The organism is Sporosarcina sp. P25 (assembly GCF_002743235.1).
Classification (GTDB): domain Bacteria; phylum Bacillota; class Bacilli; order Bacillales_A; family Planococcaceae; genus Sporosarcina; species Sporosarcina ureae_B.
In genome coordinates this window covers 196,753-214,380 of the sequence record NZ_PDYV01000002.1, presented here as the reverse complement: position 1 = coordinate 214,380, position 17,628 = coordinate 196,753, and the positions used below count along the sequence as shown (strand labels likewise).

Genomic DNA, 17,628 nt, shown 5'->3' with positions numbered 1-17,628 from the left:
ACATAGATAAATAACTACAAGGAGAGATGAGAATGGGTACTACTCAAATGCGGTATTCAATTACTGCGTTAGCTGGATTTCAATGGTTGTTCTTTATGTTCGCTAATACAGTGGTAATCCCCATTTCGGTCGGTACTGCTTTTGAGCTTGAGCAGATAGAAATCGTTTCTGCTATACAGCGCTCATTTATTTTCACAGGAATGGCTTGTTTACTACAAGGTGCATTTGGACATCGATTGGCATTGATGGAAGGTCAATCAGGTTTATGGTGGGGTGTGGTACTCAGCTTGGCCGGAACTGCGAGTGCGATGGGCTTAAGTCTAACTACAGTTGGTGGCAGTATTGCAGTAGGCGCCATGATTTCCGGTGTTCTGGTAGCTACACTGGGTATGCTCGGCATGGGTGATATTCTGAAGAAGTGGTTTACACCTGCTGTAATGTTCGTGTTTTTGCTATTGTTGGCTAATCAGTTGATTACCATCTTCTTAAAAGGAATGATTGGTCTCAATGACGGTGAATTCATCAGTTTGTCGAAGACTATATTTTCATTCGCTCTAGCAGGTTTGACGATTCTGATTCATGTGAAAGGAAAAGGGATCATCAGCAGTTTGAATCTGCTCATCGGTATGACCGTTGGTTGGGTTAGTGCTGTGCTGATTTTTCCGCAAGTAGCTACTGAAACGATAAAAACTACGCCGTTTATCCAATGGTTTCCTTGGGGTGAGCCGACACTTGAAATCGGTATCGTGATTACAGTGGTCATTACAGGTTTATTGAATACGACGAATACCATCGCTACCCTAAAAGGTGCGGAAGATATATATGAAAAAGAAACTACTAAAAGTCAGTATAAAACTTCATTTCTCATTACAGGAGGCATGAATATTGGAGCGGGTGCACTGGGTCTCGTTCCGTATGCACCTTATGCTTCATCCATCGGTTTTCTACAGTCCAGTGGGATAAAGGACAGAGCCCCTTTCTTTATCGGCTCCATTCTGTTTATAATCCTTGGACTCGTACCGCCTTTAAGTGCATTTTTTTCCACTATTCCTCAAAGCGTTGGAAACACGGTATTATTCGTAGCATATTTACAATTATTTCGATCTGCTCTGCGCAGCGTGGAAGGATTAACTTTCGAACCTAAAACCATATATCGAGTTGCATTGCCTGCACTTCTCGGGTTATCTATTATGACATTGCCAGCTACTGTGTTTTCTTCACTTCCTGAGCTCGTTCAACCTCTCTTATCAAGCGGGTTGCTAGTAGGAATCTTAGCTGCACTCTTGATGGAATTAATTTTCTGGATTGGTCAGCGGTTCAGTCTTTCTACATGAAAATAATTCAGTCCTGATCTAAATGATCAGGGCTGTTTGTACGTATAGACTAAGAAACGCTCTGCTTTGTAGTGAATTTGCAAATGTGTAATCGGTATCTCCGCTATCTTTTCGAATAATGGGTGACGATGCAAGAAATAAACATACTCGTCGGTCGGATAATATAGAATGATTTCCAATGCACGAGGGGAGTTTTCGGCTGACTTTAGAATCCGTTGAACTACAGTTCGAAAAATTTCCAAAGAAAACGGATTAAAAAAGTAGAACGTCACGGCATCTGCCGGAATGATGTAACTCTCCGCTATACAGCATTCAAATGAAATAGATCCAGGTCTCTTAGGAAAGGCTTGCCGATAATCCATCAAGTTGTTCATTGCATTTTGGTGTAACACACTATTCATTTCAATACCTATCGTATCCAAACAAAATAGATGATTCACATAAAAAGGTACTCTTCCTTTTCCACAGCCAAAGTCGATCAAGCTCCCTTCTTTTAGAAGGTCATGTTCGGCAAATAAATAATCTAGCATCTCGTAAGGTGTTGCTTCATAACGATTATAATGAGATGACTGATGAATCCATTCTCTAATACCAAATGTTTTGATGTGTAAGCGTTTATCCATAAAGTGCTCCGGCATTGTTCTATCACCTTCCTATTGATCTACTAGTAAAGAAAACCTCGGCATATTACTCATGCCGAGGTTCATCGGAAACGACGATGGTCTTATTACGTCCGGTACGTTTGGCTTCATACAGACTTTGATCAGCCAACTCCGTAAGTCGCGCTGGATGGTTTGCGTGAAGTGGATAAGCAGCTACTCCAGCTGAAATTGTAATGACTTCACCGCAAGGACTGACTGTGTCTTCCAATTTTTCACGCAGGCGTTCTGCAGTCAGATAAGCAGTAACTTTATCCGACTTCGGTAATAAGATGACGAATTCTTCTCCACCGTAGCGGCAACATACATCTTGCTCGCGAACCGTTCGTAGCATCAAGTCTGCCAAGTAGATCAGTACTTTATCGCCAACTGCATGACCGTAACGATCATTGACACGTTTAAACTTGTCTATATCAAAAATAATTAAAGCGAATGGTGTCCCTTCGTCTACCCATTGCTTCATGTAGCTATCCATCATTCGGCGATTCGTTAACTTCGTCAAAGGATCTGTTGTGGATTGATGAATGAAGTAGTTCATCTCGTTTTTGAAGTAATCCAAACTATGTAACATAGCTCCTTTTAATTGTTTTGCTTCATAATACCAGTCAGAGATTCCTACCATCTTTACTTTTTGATCAGATTCTGTACTGTTTTCGGTATAGTAAGCTAATCTTTGGAGTGGCAACGCAATCTTTCTAGATAGATACCTAACCAAGAAGAATGATAGGAGTAATAACGGCAAAGACTTTAATGCCATCTCCAACACCATTTCTTTTGCAGGGGCAACAGATACATCTAGTTGTCTTTGTGCTACGATTCCCCATTTGGCAATGGGTACATATGCATATCCTGCCAACATAGGTACACCTTTTGTATTGATCAACTCTTTGTAACCACTTTCTCCTGTAACGACTGTCTGGACCACTATATTACTAGAGACATCATCCTTCAAACGACCGTCTTCTTGATGATAGATTAATCTTCCTTGCGCATCAACAACATATACATATGAATCATTCTTATAAAAATGTTCACCTAGAAGAGTCTCTAAAATGTTTGGTTTGTTAAGATAAATTGCGCCACCTATAAACCCTTTATATTCGTCCTCTTTAATGATCGGCACACTAATAAAAATAATCAGTTCTCCTGTGAGTCCTATATAGGGTTGAGATATCATGGGTTTTCTTTCTCTAACAGCTTGCTGGGCTCCAACAGATGTCAGTTTTTCCCCTAGCACTTCCAGATTGGGTGGGGAAACTCCGAGCACAATGCCTTCTGCTGAAGAAATTACAACAGAATTAAACGTACTCGTCTGTGATCTGACACGCTCCGCAATATTACCCAACTGCGCCTGGGCATTTTCTTGATCAATAAATGGTAGTATTTCATCAGTATTCGCTTCAAGAATTTTTAGTGTTTCACGTAGATAAATATCTGTTGTGGAAGACAATTTCTCGGCATAAGCATAATTGGTTTCTAATGTAGAATCTATTATCGCTTGCTTATTCACACGATACCCTATCGTTGTACTCGTTAGAAAGGTCAAGACAATTGCTAGTAACGCCACGACTTGAATTAAATTTTTCAAGGACCATCTCATCTGTTTCCCAATCCCCTTTTCCCTGTGGTGCTATCCTCCTATTATATCATACGGTAAGGGACTATTTATGAGCCTTTTTAATTTTCAATACAAAAACTACCAATACTTAGAACACAATCTCACATAGATATATATATTTATTAATATGAAATTCCTACCCTATATCCCTTATGCTCTTGTTTAGATAGTTCATTATAAGCAAACGCAGCAGTATCGCCGGTAGATATTTGCGCACCATCAATTGGCAAGTACTCTCTTTCGATTCGATAATTGCCGACCGCTTCCCCATCTGGTAAATAGGTTGGGCAAACTATCGTCCAGTCTAAGCCAGAATCTTTCAACATAGTATATACTTTATGATGCTCCTCTGCCGCAAATGTCAATTTACGATGGGATTCATTCGATTGATAACGTAATTTGGTCGGTTCTGTTCTACTATTCAATATACCTGCCGTTCCAATCGTTACAATCCTTTTCATTCCGTATTCTTTCATCGCTTCAATAATGGCTGGCATTGCTTCTGTCAATGTGGTTGTTTTGTCAGTGCCAAGCGCACTTACGACTGCGTCAGCACCCGCCATTGCTTTTTTTACTGTATCGGCGTCCCGTACGTCTCCTGCAATAATCGTCAGCTTTTCTTGAGGTTTGCACTTCTCAGGTGATCGAACCAAAGCTGTTACTTCATGACCGTCAGTTAATGCATGACGAACGATCTCACTACCTGTACGACCTGTTGCTCCAAATAGTACAATCTTCATCTACTACATCTCCAATCTTTTTCTTCGTTTTAGAAACTGTGCATGTTTTATGTTCGTACTTTGCATCAAATATGATTAATACATCGTTAACAATTTACGGTGCTTATCGAATGTTAATAGGATGTAAGCTTAGCCCAGCGTTGCAATGCGTAAATTCCTCGTTGGAAGAATGTCAGGCTATTTTGGTATTCTTCTACATCTAGAGTGTATAATGCATCTTCGTTATTCCATATCCTATCGAAATACGCGTTGATTTCATCCGTCAGCTCACTGTCGGTTGGTGCTATAATGCGCAGATTCGCCTCCAAGTTATAATCACGTAACGTGCGCTCCGTTATATTGGAAGATCCGTTTGTAATATATGTTTTGTCTGCGGTCTGTACCGTTACTAACTTGGTGTGATATTGACCGATTACGGTATTGTACCAACGCACTTTGATTTTATCGTCTGTATTTTCTCTTATTTCTTGAACGACTGGACGATTAGGTAAACCTGATTTTTTACTACCGAATGAGTTTTCGTTTGGATCCAGGACAATCTCTACATGTACCCCCCGATTAGCCGCTTCTTCTAAAGGCTGGATTACTTGTTGCTCAGAAAGATAAAACATGCCCATACGGATAATATCATCTTTTTTCGCTTTCTTAATATCGCTCACTAAAGCATCCATTACCTTGCTCTCGGTCAAGTACTGAACTTGATAGGGCCCTTTTTGTTCTCCTGTTTCGATACGCGGTAACTTTCCGCCTGAAGAATACTGAAGCACTGCTTCTTCCGATTCCAATATATCATTTTGGATCGGACCTTTCACTTTGAATGCTACATTTCCGTGACGACCACTAGCTGCGTGAGGATTGGATGAGGTAACTAATGCCGCTTGTTCTGTCACGAGAGTTTTTCGGTGATTTGCTTTAACGTTCAACAACTTCAGATAAGATGAAAACTTCACGTCAGGCGCATCACTCGCCAAGAAGTTCGGGAAACGGTTTTCCCCATTAAAATCAAACCACTGAAGGAAGATGCGGTATATCCCAGAGTATAGAGGCATCGAATCACGCAAAGGCTCCAAGTCTGTATACACTACTTGTACACCTGCTTTTTCCAATGCTTTAAACCATTCTGACTCATAGGATTCATAGCCGGTATTCACTGGATCCGTTATGTAGACGATTGGCATGTCAGGGAACTCTTCCTTTTTCTTGACAAGGACATCTGTTAGTTGATCCGCAATTTGAGGAAAATCTTCTTTTTCATCGTAGTAATCATCCATTAAAAAGAAATCGAGTACGACAAACTCTTGTGCATCTTCAATCATTTGAAATACTTCATTGAATATACGAAGTTCTGATTTGTAGTGATCTTTCGACTTCGTCTTAGAGTACGTTAAATCATAGATGAACTCCACATCCTCTACTTGATGAAGATCCCCTTTATAGGAAATACCGGGTGGCAATGGCTTATACGTTTGCCAAAGCATGACACCCATATAAAGCAATGCAACGAAAAGCAGCACATAGGAGGCTATACGTTTTTTAGTCATTTTACGTTTCTCTTTCGTCACAAGCTCTCTCCTCTTTCACTCACTTATTTGGAATACCAGTTCACGAACACTTCGTCTAAGATATTATGATATTCCCTTTCTATCTTGTAATAAACTGTATAGGTCTTCGTTATTTCATCGAAAGATAGGGTCGTTCAGCATGCCACTCAATAGTTACAGGAACCTGATACGTTTCGGATAGCAGTTCATCCGTCAACACTTCTTTTTTAGGACCACTCGCTACGATTCTTCCTTCTTTTAATAATAGCGCGTGAGTGATTTCGGGAACGAGTTCCTCTATATGATGTGTAACATAAACGAGATGCACATTATTTTTTGTAGCTGTTTCAATTGCTTCAAGAAATTGTTCTCTTGCCAAAATATCCAACCCCGAACACGGCTCATCCAAAATCAATAAATCTGGATCACCCATCATAGCTCGTGCGATCAGCACACGACGTTTTTCGCCTTCAGAGAGTAGTTTGAACTTCTTTCCTTTGACAGGCTCCAACCGAAATTCCTTCACTAAATAATCCGCACGTATCCAGTCTTCAGTTATTATTTCATCGTAAATGCCGAAGCTCGCAAATTTACCACTAATGATGATCCGTTCAATCGATTCATTCCAGAAGTAGTCTGAGAATTTTTCTAAAGAACTGCTCACAAAGCCAATTTTTTTACGTAATTCAGGCAAATAGGCACTCCCAAATTGTTTACCTAGCACCTCTACTTCGCCACTGGAAGGAATTTCATAAGTAGAAATAATCGATAATAACGAAGTCTTGCCAGAACCATTTAAGCCAAGCATCCCCCACTGCTGTCCTTGCTCAATCTCCCAAGTGATATCTTGCAAGATTTGGTTATCTCCCCTTTTAAACTGAACGTCTTCAACTTTTACAATCGCCACATAAATTCTCCTCTCTCTAATAAAAGACCGGTTCGCGCTATGATGCTACGAACCGGCCTTTTCTTCTATTCGTTCTTTTCTTTCTCTACTTCACGATACTTTTTCTTTTCAAGTTCTTGATACTTTCTATCGTTTTTCTCTTTTATTTTTCTTGCCTTTTCCGCTTCTCTGCGCATTCTCTTTTCTTTTTCACTTTCTTTCCGTTTACGTTTCTTCTTGACTTCACCTTCTACGTGTTCAAATTGACGAATATCTGTCGGTCTGACTGTAATCGGTTCTCTGGCCAGTAGTTTGGCCAACGAAAAGATTAGTAATAGTAGAAGTAAGGTAAACGGTAAGGCAGACACGAGTGACGCGGATTGCAAAGCCTCTAATCCGCCTGCATATAATAATACAGCCGCGATTGCAGTCATCAAGAATCCCCAGACGAATTTCACAATTAATGGAGGGAACAAACTACCTCGCGTTGTCATACTCGCTAGAATATACGTAGCTGAGTCAGCAGACGTAATTAAGAATGTAAAGATTAAGACAATGGCCAGGAACGATACGATCCCTGTCATCGGCATATGTTGAAGCGTCGCGAAAATAGCTGACGTAACATCCTTGTCTACTTCTTGTGCGATTTGTGTACCATTACGTAAATCACTGTATAGTGCAGTTCCACCGAGCGTTGCAATCCACATACAAGAAAATGCTGGTGGAATGACCATAACACCCATGATAAACTCTCTGATTGTTCGTCCCTTCGATACACGTGCAACGAATGCACCAACGAAAGGAGACCAAGCGATCGTCCAAGCCCAGTAGAAAATAGTCCAATCTTTCACCCAAGTACCGCCTTGATAAGGCTGAAGACGTAAACTGTACGTAATGAAGTTATTAATATAATCTCCAATGGCCAGCGTAAAGGTTTCCAATATAAATACTTTCGGTCCTACTAAAAAGAAGAATAGTAATAATGCAATCGCCATACCCAAGTTAAAGTTACCTAGATATGCAATACCTTTACTTAGACCTGAAGCAGCAGACGTCATATAGGCAACGAACACAACGGCAATGATCAGCAGTTGAATCGTAAACGTACTCTTAATATTAAAGACATACTCTAGGCCACCACTCATCTGTAGGACACCCATACCTAACGAAGTAGCAATACCCATGACAGTTGCTATAACCGCAAATGAATCGATGCCTGTCTTCACGTGACGATTGCTTCCGATCAAAGGCTCAAGCGCTGTTGAAATCAAACCGTCTTTCTTCTTTCGGAACTGGAGAAACCCAATAACTAGCCCTACTATACCAAAAATGGCCCATTGTGAAATGCCCCAGTGGAAGAAAGAATACCCCATCGCAACACGTGCTGCATCTTCTGTATGTGAGTCAATACCTGCAATAGGTGACTTGAAATAGTGACTCATCGGTTCCGCCACACCCCAGAACACTAGCCCTACACCGAAACCAGCAGAAAAGAGCATACCAATCCACGTGAAAAACGGATATTCTGGGCGTTCTGTATCTCCACCTAAACGAATGGCCCCAAATTTACTAATTGCCAACCCAACTAAAAATATAATGACAATAAATACAGCAAGTAAATAGAACCATCCAAAGTTATCTGTCGTGAAATGATAAAGCCTTTCGGCAACCACACCAAACGGTACAGGTATAGTCGCTCCTAATATGACGAGTATAAGAATAAATACGGCAGAAATAGAGAACACGGGATTTTTCCAGAACTTTTTGTCCAAACTTATCGACTCCTAGTGTTCATTTGGTAACTTTCTTACTACACTCTTTACCCCGATTTCAAGAGATATAACGTACTTCTGCCTATATAAATTACAGAACAAGAAATTACCAAATAGATTATAACTGTCTATATTACACATCAAAAAAGACATCTTCAAGAGAAAATGTCTTTTTCCATATGTATTCAGTGTATTTCATCCTCTATTCCATGCGACCAGTGCAAGGCTTGTAGAAAGATATCGCTTAACTCTTTTTTAGGGATTTCCAATTCACGTGAAAGTCGCTCTACTGTTTTCCATTCAAAACGTTCTACCGATTCTATTAGTTCCATGTATGGGCTCATTTCCGTTTGCTTTCCATTTAACGTATCCATAATGACATCAGACAAAGAAAGTAACGGCAAAATATCTTCCCATTTACGCTTCATCACTGCATCAATCAATGAAAACATGCCTGTGAGAAAATATTCGTCTTTATTTGGTTTTCTATTATACTTCGCTAGCAGTTCACATGCTCGTGCACGACGAAGCGATAATTCAATAAGTGCTTTCACACGACCATCTTGTAGATCTTGGCCTAAATCATATAGCATTAAGACTTGTAACCATTTCTTCGTTTCATTTAGTCCAATCATCATTATCGCTTGTTTGATGGAGCTGATTTGACGTGGTATATCGAAGGCTAATGAGTTTATAAAGCGCAATAATTTATAAGAAATCGATACATCTTGCATAATTAAATCCGATAGCTGATTGATGGATTGGGAATCCTTTTGGAAATAATCAATAATTCGCAGATGGACTAATGTATTGGATGGAATTTCGGCACTTTTAATAATGTCAGGTTTCGCGAAAAAATAGCCTTGAAACAAGTCATAGCCACTCTTTAATGCAAGCTGATAATCAGCCTCCGTCTCAACTTTTTCTGCCAATAAAATAATCGATGGATACCTTTTTAAAAACGTGGTAATGTGATGTTTCTCCTCTATACTCGTTTGTATGAAATCCACTTTAATAATGTCCACGAGTTCAAATAACTGGGTATATACTATATATTGGTCCTGTAAAATAAAATCATCCAGCACCAGCGTGAATCCCGCTTCCTTAAACATGCGCAGCCGATGCAACAAAGCAGGCGTTATTTCCACATCTTCTAGAATCTCAATCACTACTTGATCGGGATTCAGACTCATAAATATATCCTGCGCCAGCAGTTCTCCTGAAAAGTTTATGAACGAACGCACACCACTCGTTACCTGATCTATTCCAACAGAGAGAAAAGTATTGATTAATAGACCGATTGTAGCCTGTTCAGGATTTATATCTGGAAAGAAGTTTTCTTCGCTATTTCGGTACAGTAGTTCATATGCATAAATCTCACCAGATCGGCTTAGGATCGGCTGCCTTCCGATAAATATGGAGTAATCATTCATCTAGTCCATCTCCGCGTTTCATTTGAACGTCTCCTTCATTGTATATATTCATCCTAGAGAACTACTGAAGTTGCATATCCCCATTATTCATTCAACCAGTTCATATATGTCTCCTTCCATTGTACTAGAATGCAAGTTATTAATAAATATATTAATTAGTTGTAACTGTTCTGGTCTAAGAGCCTATTGTTACTGCAAATTATTTGTGTGCTAGAGAGAGTGGGTTCATTCATACACCGAGAAATAGCTGCATATCTTGCGTAGAGGAGTTGATAATGAATGGATTATACGTTCAGAGGAAGTTATGAACCGTATATATCTCCATGGGATCCGTGTCCACCTGTCAAAGTCAAAACGTTTTCTTTACCGCCTCAGCTTTTCATGAATTTCCAACCTCCTTCACTTCCACAATTTTCACCAGCTGAAGCTCTACAACACGGGTCACTGTGGCCAGCACTAGTCGACGGCTATTCAAAAAGGGAGGGGATCTCCTGATGGATGCAACTGAACGAAGAGATATGTTGAAGAGTGTGCAGCAAGCCGATTTTGTGGTAGTCGAACTAACACTCTACACCAACACGCATCCTGACGATGAGGAAGCACTTACGCAATGGCGACTTGCGATTAAAGAAGCGGCAAGTCTGAGAAAAATGTACGAAAAGCGTTTTGGACCGCTTTCCTTACATTCTGTACCGTCAGAACAAGCACTGGATACAGGCTGGCGTTGGAACCAAGCACCTTGGCCGTGGCAAATGTAGTCTCAAATATGCACTAGGTTACTGGAGGGAATATTGATGTGGGTCTATGAAAAAAAGTTATTGTATCCGGTAGAAGTCAAAGAGTGTAACCCAAAACTTGCGAGATACATTGCAGAGCAATATGGTGGCGCAGATGGCGAGCTGGCTGCTGCATTACGCTATATGAATCAACGGTATACCGTTCCCGATAAAGTTATCGGTGTACTGAATGACATTGCGACTGAAGAGTTTTCCCATTTGGAAATGCTTGCCACAATGATGTATAAACTAACGAAAGATGCGACACCTGAACAACTTGAAGAAGCCGGGCTTGGTGCACATTACGTCAATCACGGCCATGCGTTGTTTTATGAAAATGCAGGCGGTGTGCCTTTCACGACTACGTATATTCAGGCTAAAGGAGATCCAATAGCTGATCTGTATGAAGATATCGCAGCAGAAGAAAAAGCGCGCGCTACGTATCAATGGATCATCGATATCTCAGATGATGCATGGATTAATGATTCTCTTAAATTTCTAAGAGAGAGAGAAAACGTGCATTCGCTGCGTTTTCGAGAAGCGGTCGAAGTCCTGAAAGAAGAACGTGACAGGAAAAAAATCTTTTAATATGAAAGGGTCTTCTTTTCTTTTTTCAATAAAGAGAAGGAGACCTTTTTAGTGTTTAATTTCAGGTATTCAATGGTATCTTTTGTAGAGAGGGTAGATACGGAGGTGTTCTTTTTGTTAAAAAGAAGAATGAAAAATGCACAGCGTTCACAAGAAATCCTAAATGTCTTTTTGAGAAATGGATTCAGTCATATCTTATTCCGGCTTGGACTGACAGATCGAAAGTTTACTTCTGCAGATGAACAAGTAGATTTGAATTTATACCATGTCGGCAAAAAATTAAGAACGGCATTAGAACAACTCGGACCAACTTTCGTTAAGCTTGGACAAATTGCCAGCGGCCGCCGTGATTTAGTACCAGAGGAAATCGCTTCAGAGCTTGAAAAACTTCAAGACCATGTAGAGTCATTTCCATTTGAAGTCGTAAGAGAAATAATCGAGTATCAATTAGGTGGAACGATTGAAGAACTCTTCTTGGAATTCAATGAAAAACCGCTTGCCTCGGCTTCCATAGGCCAGGTGCATACCGCTCGCTTGCCTAGTGGAGAACATGTAGCGGTGAAAATACAGCGACCTAATATTCAACAACAAGTAAATACAGACCTAGCCATCTTGCACGACCTGGCAGGATTTCTCGAAAAGAATATGGACTGGGCGAAAGCATATCATATTAAGGATTTAATCTATGAGTTCTCTCATTCTCTACGGGAAGAACTGGACTATCAACTGGAAAGCCGTAACGCAGAAAGAATCTCACAACAATTTGCGAAAGACCCCACTATTGAAGTTCCATTTGTTTACGATGAATACACTACGCGTGTTGTCTTAACAACAGGACTAGTCACCGGCATTAAAGTGAGCAACGTCGAACAACTGGACCGCGAAGGATATAATCGCCAAGTTATTGCAGAAAGAATTGCGAATTCTATGCTTTCCCAGGTAATGGAGAATGGATTTTTCCACGGTGATCCTCATCCCGGTAATATCTTTATTGCCCCTGGAAACGTTATCCATTATTTAGATTTTGGTATGGTCGGTCAACTAAGTAAGGAAATGACTTACCATTTCATTTCATTACTTATTGCATTGCAAAAAGGAAATATTACTAGAATAATTGATGTCTTTGATACTATGAATATTTTGCATGAAAATACTAATACGGATGCATTATATCGTGACTTGCAGATTATTCAGCGAAAGTATTATGAAACGTCACTTACAGATTTAAGGCTAGGCGATGTATTTATGGAAATTTTCTCCATTGCCTATCGACACCGCATACGTTTACCGAATGAAATCGCTATTCTAGTAAAAGTGATTCTTACACTTGAAGGTGTACTAGGAAAGCTGGATCCGTCATTCAGTATTATGAAAGCTATTGAGCCGTACGGTAAAAAGATGGTATTCAAACAATTTGACCCACGCTACTTACTAGAAAATGGTTGGCACTCTTTTATCAAGAATGCGGAAATTTTGTCTGAATTGCCTAACGAGATGAAAAAAGCCGTCAAAACTATACAAAAAGGTAAAGTGGAATTGGATGTAGGCTTAAAGCAAACAAATATCATTTTTCGCCGACTCGACAAAATTGCCAACCGTCTTTCATTAAGTATTGTGTTGTTGGCATTCAGTATTCTTATGGTCGGTCTGATTATCGGTTCTGCCATTTCTGGTCAAACCGCGCTCTTCTTAAAATTACCTCTTATTGAAGTCGGCGCGGTCATTGCATCGTTAATGTTTATTTATCTGCTATTTTCTATCATACGTTCCGGAAGAATATAGTCCTCTGTTTATCCCCACGCAATTGGGGAATAAGAAAAGCAGATTACTATTTACGATGGGAGGATTTTATGTGAAGAAAGATCATCAACTAAACGAAGAAAGTAAAAACAAACAATTGGAAACGTTCCGTGCCTATGACAACGAACATTCTATGACAACAAATCAAGGTTTGAAAATTTCAGAAGATGAACATTCACTAAAAGTAGGGACACGTGGTCCAACGTTGATGGAGGATTTCCATTTCCGAGAGAAAATGACGCACTTTGATCACGAACGGATCCCAGAGCGGGTAGTTCACGCACGAGGCTTTGCGGCGCATGGCGAATTCGAAGTATATGAGTCTATGAAGAAATATACGAAAGCAGGATTTTTACAAGAACCCGGTATCAAAACTCCTGTATTCACCAGATTTTCTACTGTAGCGGGAAGTAAAGGGTCTGCTGAAACTGTGCGTGACGCACGAGGTTTTGCTGTGAAGTTTTATACGCAAGAAGGAAACTATGATCTAGTCGGAAATAATATACCGGTATTCTTTATTCAAGATGCTATTAAATTTCCTGACTTAGTTCACGCTGTGAAGCCTGAGCCACATAATGAAATGCCGCAGGCCGCATCTGCACATGATACATTCTGGGATTTCGTTGCGAACAATCAGGAATCTGCACATATGGTCATGTGGCAAATGTCCGACCGTGCGATTCCACGAAGTTTCCGTATGATGGAAGGTTTTGGTGTACACACCTATCGATTGATAAATGACCAAGGTGAAGCGCATTTTGTAAAATTCCACTGGAAACCAAAGCTCGGTGCCCACTCATTAGTTTGGGATGAAGCGCAGAAGATTAACGGAAAAGACCCTGACTTCCACCGCCGGGACTTATGGGAATCGATTGAAAATGGAAACTTCGTAGAATTTGAACTAGGCATACAGTTACTAGAAGAAAAAGATGAATTCAAATTTGATTTTGATATTCTAGATCCTACCAAGCTATGGCCTGAAGAAGATATTCCAGTAAAAATTATTGGGAAGATGACATTAAACCGCAATGTAGACAATGTATTTGCGGAAATGGAACAAGTTGCGTTCCACCCAGGTAACGTTGTACCAGGAATTGATTTCTCCAACGATCCATTGCTACAAGGTAGATTGTTCTCTTATACAGACACACAGTTAATCCGTCTAGGCGGACCTAACTTCCATGAGTTACCTATCAACCGACCAGTCTGTCCGTTCCACAATAACCAGCGTGACGGATATGGCAGACAGACAATCAACGTGGGACAAACTCACTATCATAATAATTCTTTATCCAACAATAAACCGGATACGACTCCCGAGGAAAATGGCGGATACGTACATTATCAAGAGAAAGTGGAAGGCCGTAAAGTACAAGCTCGAAGTGATTCATTTAAGGACCACTTTTCACAAGCGCGACTATTTTGGAACAGTATGTCTAACGCAGAAAAAGAGCATATTATCGCAGCATTCAGCTTTGAAATTGGAAAAGTGAATGATATGAATGTGAGAAAACAAGCGGTAGATATGTTTGCTAATGTTGATCTGGATATGGCCACTCAAGTTGCAGATGCAGTGGGTGTCGATGCACCAACAGATGTGACGCAGTCCACTGAATCCAAGTCCTCCCCAGCCCTTAGTCAGGAAAACACGGTGAAGGTACCCGATACTCGTTCAGTGGCGGTATTGATCACGGACCAGTTTGACGATGAAGCACTTGAGCCATTTTTAAAGGCCTCATTAGATGCAGGTATGACAATCGATATTGTGAGCGAGAAGTTCGGTAAGCTAACTGGCAAAAATGGAGCTACAGTTGATGTAGATGAAACGTTGTTGACAGTTCACTCCGTCTTATATGACGCGTTATATGTCGTTGGCGGACAGGCGAAGCAACAACAGAAATTCGAGGCGGATGTCGCTGATTTCGTTAACGAAGCGTATATGCACTTCAAACCGATCGGCTCTGCTTCAGCAGCTAAAGAGTTAATGGAGAAGACGAAAGTAAAACCAGGTCCTGGCATTCTGACAGACTTGAAAGTTTCAGGTGAAGGCGAGCAATGGGTAGAGGCTGTTGCACACCACCGCTTCTGGGATCGTAATATTTACGCATAATCAAACCAAAGCTGCGGCAAGAAGATCCACTTCTTGCCGCAGCTTTATATGTACCGTTTTAAGTTATTAATTCGTCACGTGTAACTTATTTAATTCTTCTCCAATATGCCAATAAACTTTGAAGCAGCTGGTGATAACGATACTTCCTTTAAGTAGCATACACCGATGCTCCGCTTAGGTATGGGTTTCAGAAATTCTACTTCCTGAAGCATGCCACGTTCCAAGTATTCTTCCGAGAACTCTTTCACTACACACGCAATGCCCAAATTGATTTGGGCAAATTCCAGCAATAGCTCATGCGAACCCAGTTCAAATTCAGGGTGAATTTTTACACCCTCTCTCAACAGAAAATCCTCTACATACTGACGCGAATTGGATTTCGACTCCAGTAATATTAACGGCAACTTCGAAAGCTCGTGCAAAGGCACAGGTTTCAAGAACAACTTCTTAAACCGTTCGCCATAAACGAAGGTATCTTGCACATCGAAACAAGCGCGCTTCTCCAACGAATCGTCTTCAATTGGAAAGTTGCAAATTGCTATATCCACTTCGCCTGATTTCAACGCGGCGATTAGCTCTAACGTAGTACCATTAATAATTTTGAATCGGATACCCGGAAAACTCGTATGAAAAGCTTCCAGATAAGGTAGCAGATAATAACGAGATATCGTATCCCCTACCCCTATTTTTAATTCACCAGATGATAGATTCTTCAACTCCAGCAACTTTTCATTGCCTGCCACGATTAAATTTAGTGCTGAATTGACATACTCGTATAGCAAGGAGCCTTCGTCGGTCAATGTCACTCCTTTGGATGTACGGTTGAATAGACGTGTATCCAATGCACCTTCTAGTTGCGATATAATTTGACTAACAGCAGGTTGTGTCATAAATAAACTTCGGGCGGCTTTCGAGAAGCTTTCATTATGCACAACTGTACGGAAGACTTTATACCACTCTAAGTTGATTGACATATAAACCCTCCTTATATCCCCTATTAAGTATATTAATTTTACTTATACCATAAATGGACGTTATAATACAAAGAAGAGTGATCAAATTGAGTTTCACTAAGGAGCGATTGTTTTGGGAAGAGTTGTAGGAACGGTTGTTAGAGGATTACGTTGTCCGATTATTAATGAAGGTGACAATATTGATCAGATCGTAGTGGATAGTGTATTAGAAGCTTCTAAAAAAGAAAATATCACGTTTCAAGATAAAGATATTGTATCTATCACGGAGTCAATTGTAGCGCGTGCGCAAGGAAACTATGCAACAATCGATCATATCGCAAAAGATATCGAAGCAAAATTCGGCGATGATACTATTGGTGTCATTTTCCCTATTCTAAGTCGTAACCGTTTTGGAAACTGCTTACGCGGTGTTGCAAAAGGTGCAAAGAAAATCATTTTAATGCTTAGCTATCCTTCCGATGAAGTCGGAAATCACTTAGTTGAGCTCGATCGTCTAGATGAAAAGGGAGTTAACCCTTGGACTGATGTATTGACTGAAGCTGAGTTCCGCGAACATTTTGGCGATAACAAACACCCATTCACGGGCGTTGACTACATTGAATACTATAAATCATTGATGGACGAGTTCGGTGTAGAACATGAAGTCATCTTCTCCAATAATGCGAGAACGATTTTAGATTATACGAAAACTGTATTGACTTGCGATATCCATACACGTTTCAGAACAAAGCGTATTTTGGAAGCAAACGGCGCCGAGAAGATTTATGGTTTGGATGATATCTTGGCAACTTCTGTCGACGGCAGTGGCTACAATGAAGAGTTCGGCTTACTTGGCGCAAACAAAGCTCAAGAGGACAGTATCAAATTGTTCCCTCATAGCTGTCAGCCGATAGTGGATAACATTCAGAACATGTTAAAAAAAGAAACAGGCAAGCATATTGAAGTGATGATTTACGGAGATGGCGCATTCAAAGACCCAGTAGGTAAGATTTGGGAACTTGCTGATCCAGTCGTATCCCCTGCTTATACAGATGGGCTTGACGGTATTCCCAATGAAGTGAAACTAAAATACTTAGCTGATAATGATTTCTCTGAGTTACGCGGAGATGAATTAAAGAAAGCCGTGTCCGATTTCATCGAGAACAAAGACACTAATCTAATGGGATCAATGGCTTCACAAGGAACAACTCCTCGTAAGCTAACAGATTTAATCGGATCGTTATCCGACTTGACTTCAGGTAGTGGAGACAAAGGCACACCTATTGTCTTTATTCAAGGATACTTCGATAACTTCACAAACTAAGAAATTACACCTGTGAGAATTCTCACAGGTGTTTTTTATTTTATCGCACAAGTATTATAAAAGAATCTTTCTATGCTACAATGGTAATAATTTA

The 17,628-nt window shown here is 40.3% G+C and carries 15 protein-coding genes; 7 read left to right on the top strand and 8 right to left on the bottom strand.

Features of this window, described 5'->3' with window-relative positions; genetic code table 11:
• The first annotated feature begins 32 nt into the window (after positions 1-32).
• Positions 33-1,334 carry a uracil/xanthine transporter gene (locus tag CSV70_RS02805; protein WP_232319235.1) on the top strand — a complete coding sequence of 434 codons (1,302 nt, stop codon included), beginning with the start codon at positions 33-35 and terminating at the stop codon, positions 1,332-1,334.
• Positions 1,335-1,360: 26 nt separating this feature from the next.
• On the opposite strand, the gene CSV70_RS02800 is transcribed toward CSV70_RS02805, so the two are convergent.
• From CSV70_RS02800 to CSV70_RS02770, 7 genes are all read right to left on the bottom strand, one after another.
• On the bottom strand, positions 1,361-1,972 hold the full coding sequence (locus CSV70_RS02800; RefSeq protein ID WP_099660795.1) for an SAM-dependent methyltransferase: 612 nt from the start codon (positions 1,970-1,972) through the stop codon (positions 1,361-1,363).
• A gap of 49 nt (positions 1,973-2,021) precedes the next feature.
• Entirely contained in the window at positions 2,022-3,593 is a 1,572-nt protein-coding gene (locus tag CSV70_RS02795; protein WP_085132074.1) for a sensor domain-containing diguanylate cyclase, read from the bottom strand.
• 140 nt (positions 3,594-3,733) lie between these two features.
• Positions 3,734-4,351 carry an NAD(P)-dependent oxidoreductase gene (locus CSV70_RS02790; protein WP_085132075.1) on the bottom strand — a complete coding sequence of 206 codons (618 nt, stop codon included), beginning with the start codon at positions 4,349-4,351 and terminating at the stop codon, positions 3,734-3,736.
• A gap of 113 nt (positions 4,352-4,464) precedes the next feature.
• Positions 4,465-5,913, bottom strand: a complete 1,449-nt coding sequence (locus tag CSV70_RS02785) for a phospholipase D family protein (protein ID WP_099626698.1) — start codon at positions 5,911-5,913, stop codon at positions 4,465-4,467.
• 109 nt (positions 5,914-6,022) lie between these two features.
• Positions 6,023-6,799 (bottom strand): ABC transporter ATP-binding protein, encoded by a 777-nt coding sequence (locus CSV70_RS02780; RefSeq protein WP_099628512.1) that lies wholly within the window; start codon positions 6,797-6,799, stop codon positions 6,023-6,025.
• 65 nt (positions 6,800-6,864) lie between these two features.
• Positions 6,865-8,550 carry a BCCT family transporter gene (locus CSV70_RS02775; protein ID WP_085132078.1) on the bottom strand — a complete coding sequence of 562 codons (1,686 nt, stop codon included), beginning with the start codon at positions 8,548-8,550 and terminating at the stop codon, positions 6,865-6,867.
• 185 nt (positions 8,551-8,735) lie between these two features.
• A complete protein-coding gene (locus tag CSV70_RS02770; protein ID WP_099628511.1) occupies positions 8,736-9,983 on the bottom strand; it encodes an EAL and HDOD domain-containing protein in 1,248 nt (415 codons plus the stop codon).
• A gap of 279 nt (positions 9,984-10,262) precedes the next feature.
• Here CSV70_RS02770 and CSV70_RS02765 point away from each other — a divergent pair, with 279 nt between their 5' ends.
• From CSV70_RS02765 to CSV70_RS02745, 5 genes are all read left to right on the top strand, one after another.
• Positions 10,263-10,478, top strand: a complete 216-nt coding sequence (locus CSV70_RS02765) for a spore coat associated protein CotJA (protein WP_085132080.1) — start codon at positions 10,263-10,265, stop codon at positions 10,476-10,478.
• On the top strand, positions 10,478-10,741 hold the full coding sequence (locus CSV70_RS02760; RefSeq protein WP_085132081.1) for a spore coat protein CotJB: 264 nt from the start codon (positions 10,478-10,480) through the stop codon (positions 10,739-10,741). The genes CSV70_RS02765 and CSV70_RS02760 overlap by 1 nt, the downstream gene beginning before the upstream one ends.
• Before the next feature lie 36 nt (positions 10,742-10,777).
• Entirely contained in the window at positions 10,778-11,347 is a 570-nt protein-coding gene (locus CSV70_RS02755; protein ID WP_085132082.1) for a manganese catalase family protein, read from the top strand.
• Positions 11,348-11,461: 114 nt separating this feature from the next.
• A complete protein-coding gene (locus CSV70_RS02750) occupies positions 11,462-13,129 on the top strand; it encodes an ABC1 kinase family protein (protein WP_085132083.1) in 1,668 nt (555 codons plus the stop codon).
• Between the two features lie 55 nt (positions 13,130-13,184).
• Complete coding sequence (locus CSV70_RS02745; RefSeq protein ID WP_199171586.1) at positions 13,185-15,257, top strand: catalase; 2,073 nt, start codon at positions 13,185-13,187, stop codon at positions 15,255-15,257.
• Between the two features lie 89 nt (positions 15,258-15,346).
• Here the strand turns inward: CSV70_RS02745 and CSV70_RS02740 are convergent, their stop codons facing one another.
• A complete protein-coding gene (locus tag CSV70_RS02740) occupies positions 15,347-16,231 on the bottom strand; it encodes a LysR family transcriptional regulator (RefSeq protein WP_099626692.1) in 885 nt (294 codons plus the stop codon).
• A gap of 112 nt (positions 16,232-16,343) precedes the next feature.
• Between CSV70_RS02740 and CSV70_RS02735 the strand changes: the two genes are divergently transcribed.
• Positions 16,344-17,534 (top strand): coenzyme F420-0:L-glutamate ligase, encoded by a 1,191-nt coding sequence (locus tag CSV70_RS02735; RefSeq protein ID WP_085132086.1) that lies wholly within the window; start codon positions 16,344-16,346, stop codon positions 17,532-17,534.
• Positions 17,535-17,628 lie beyond the last annotated feature (94 nt).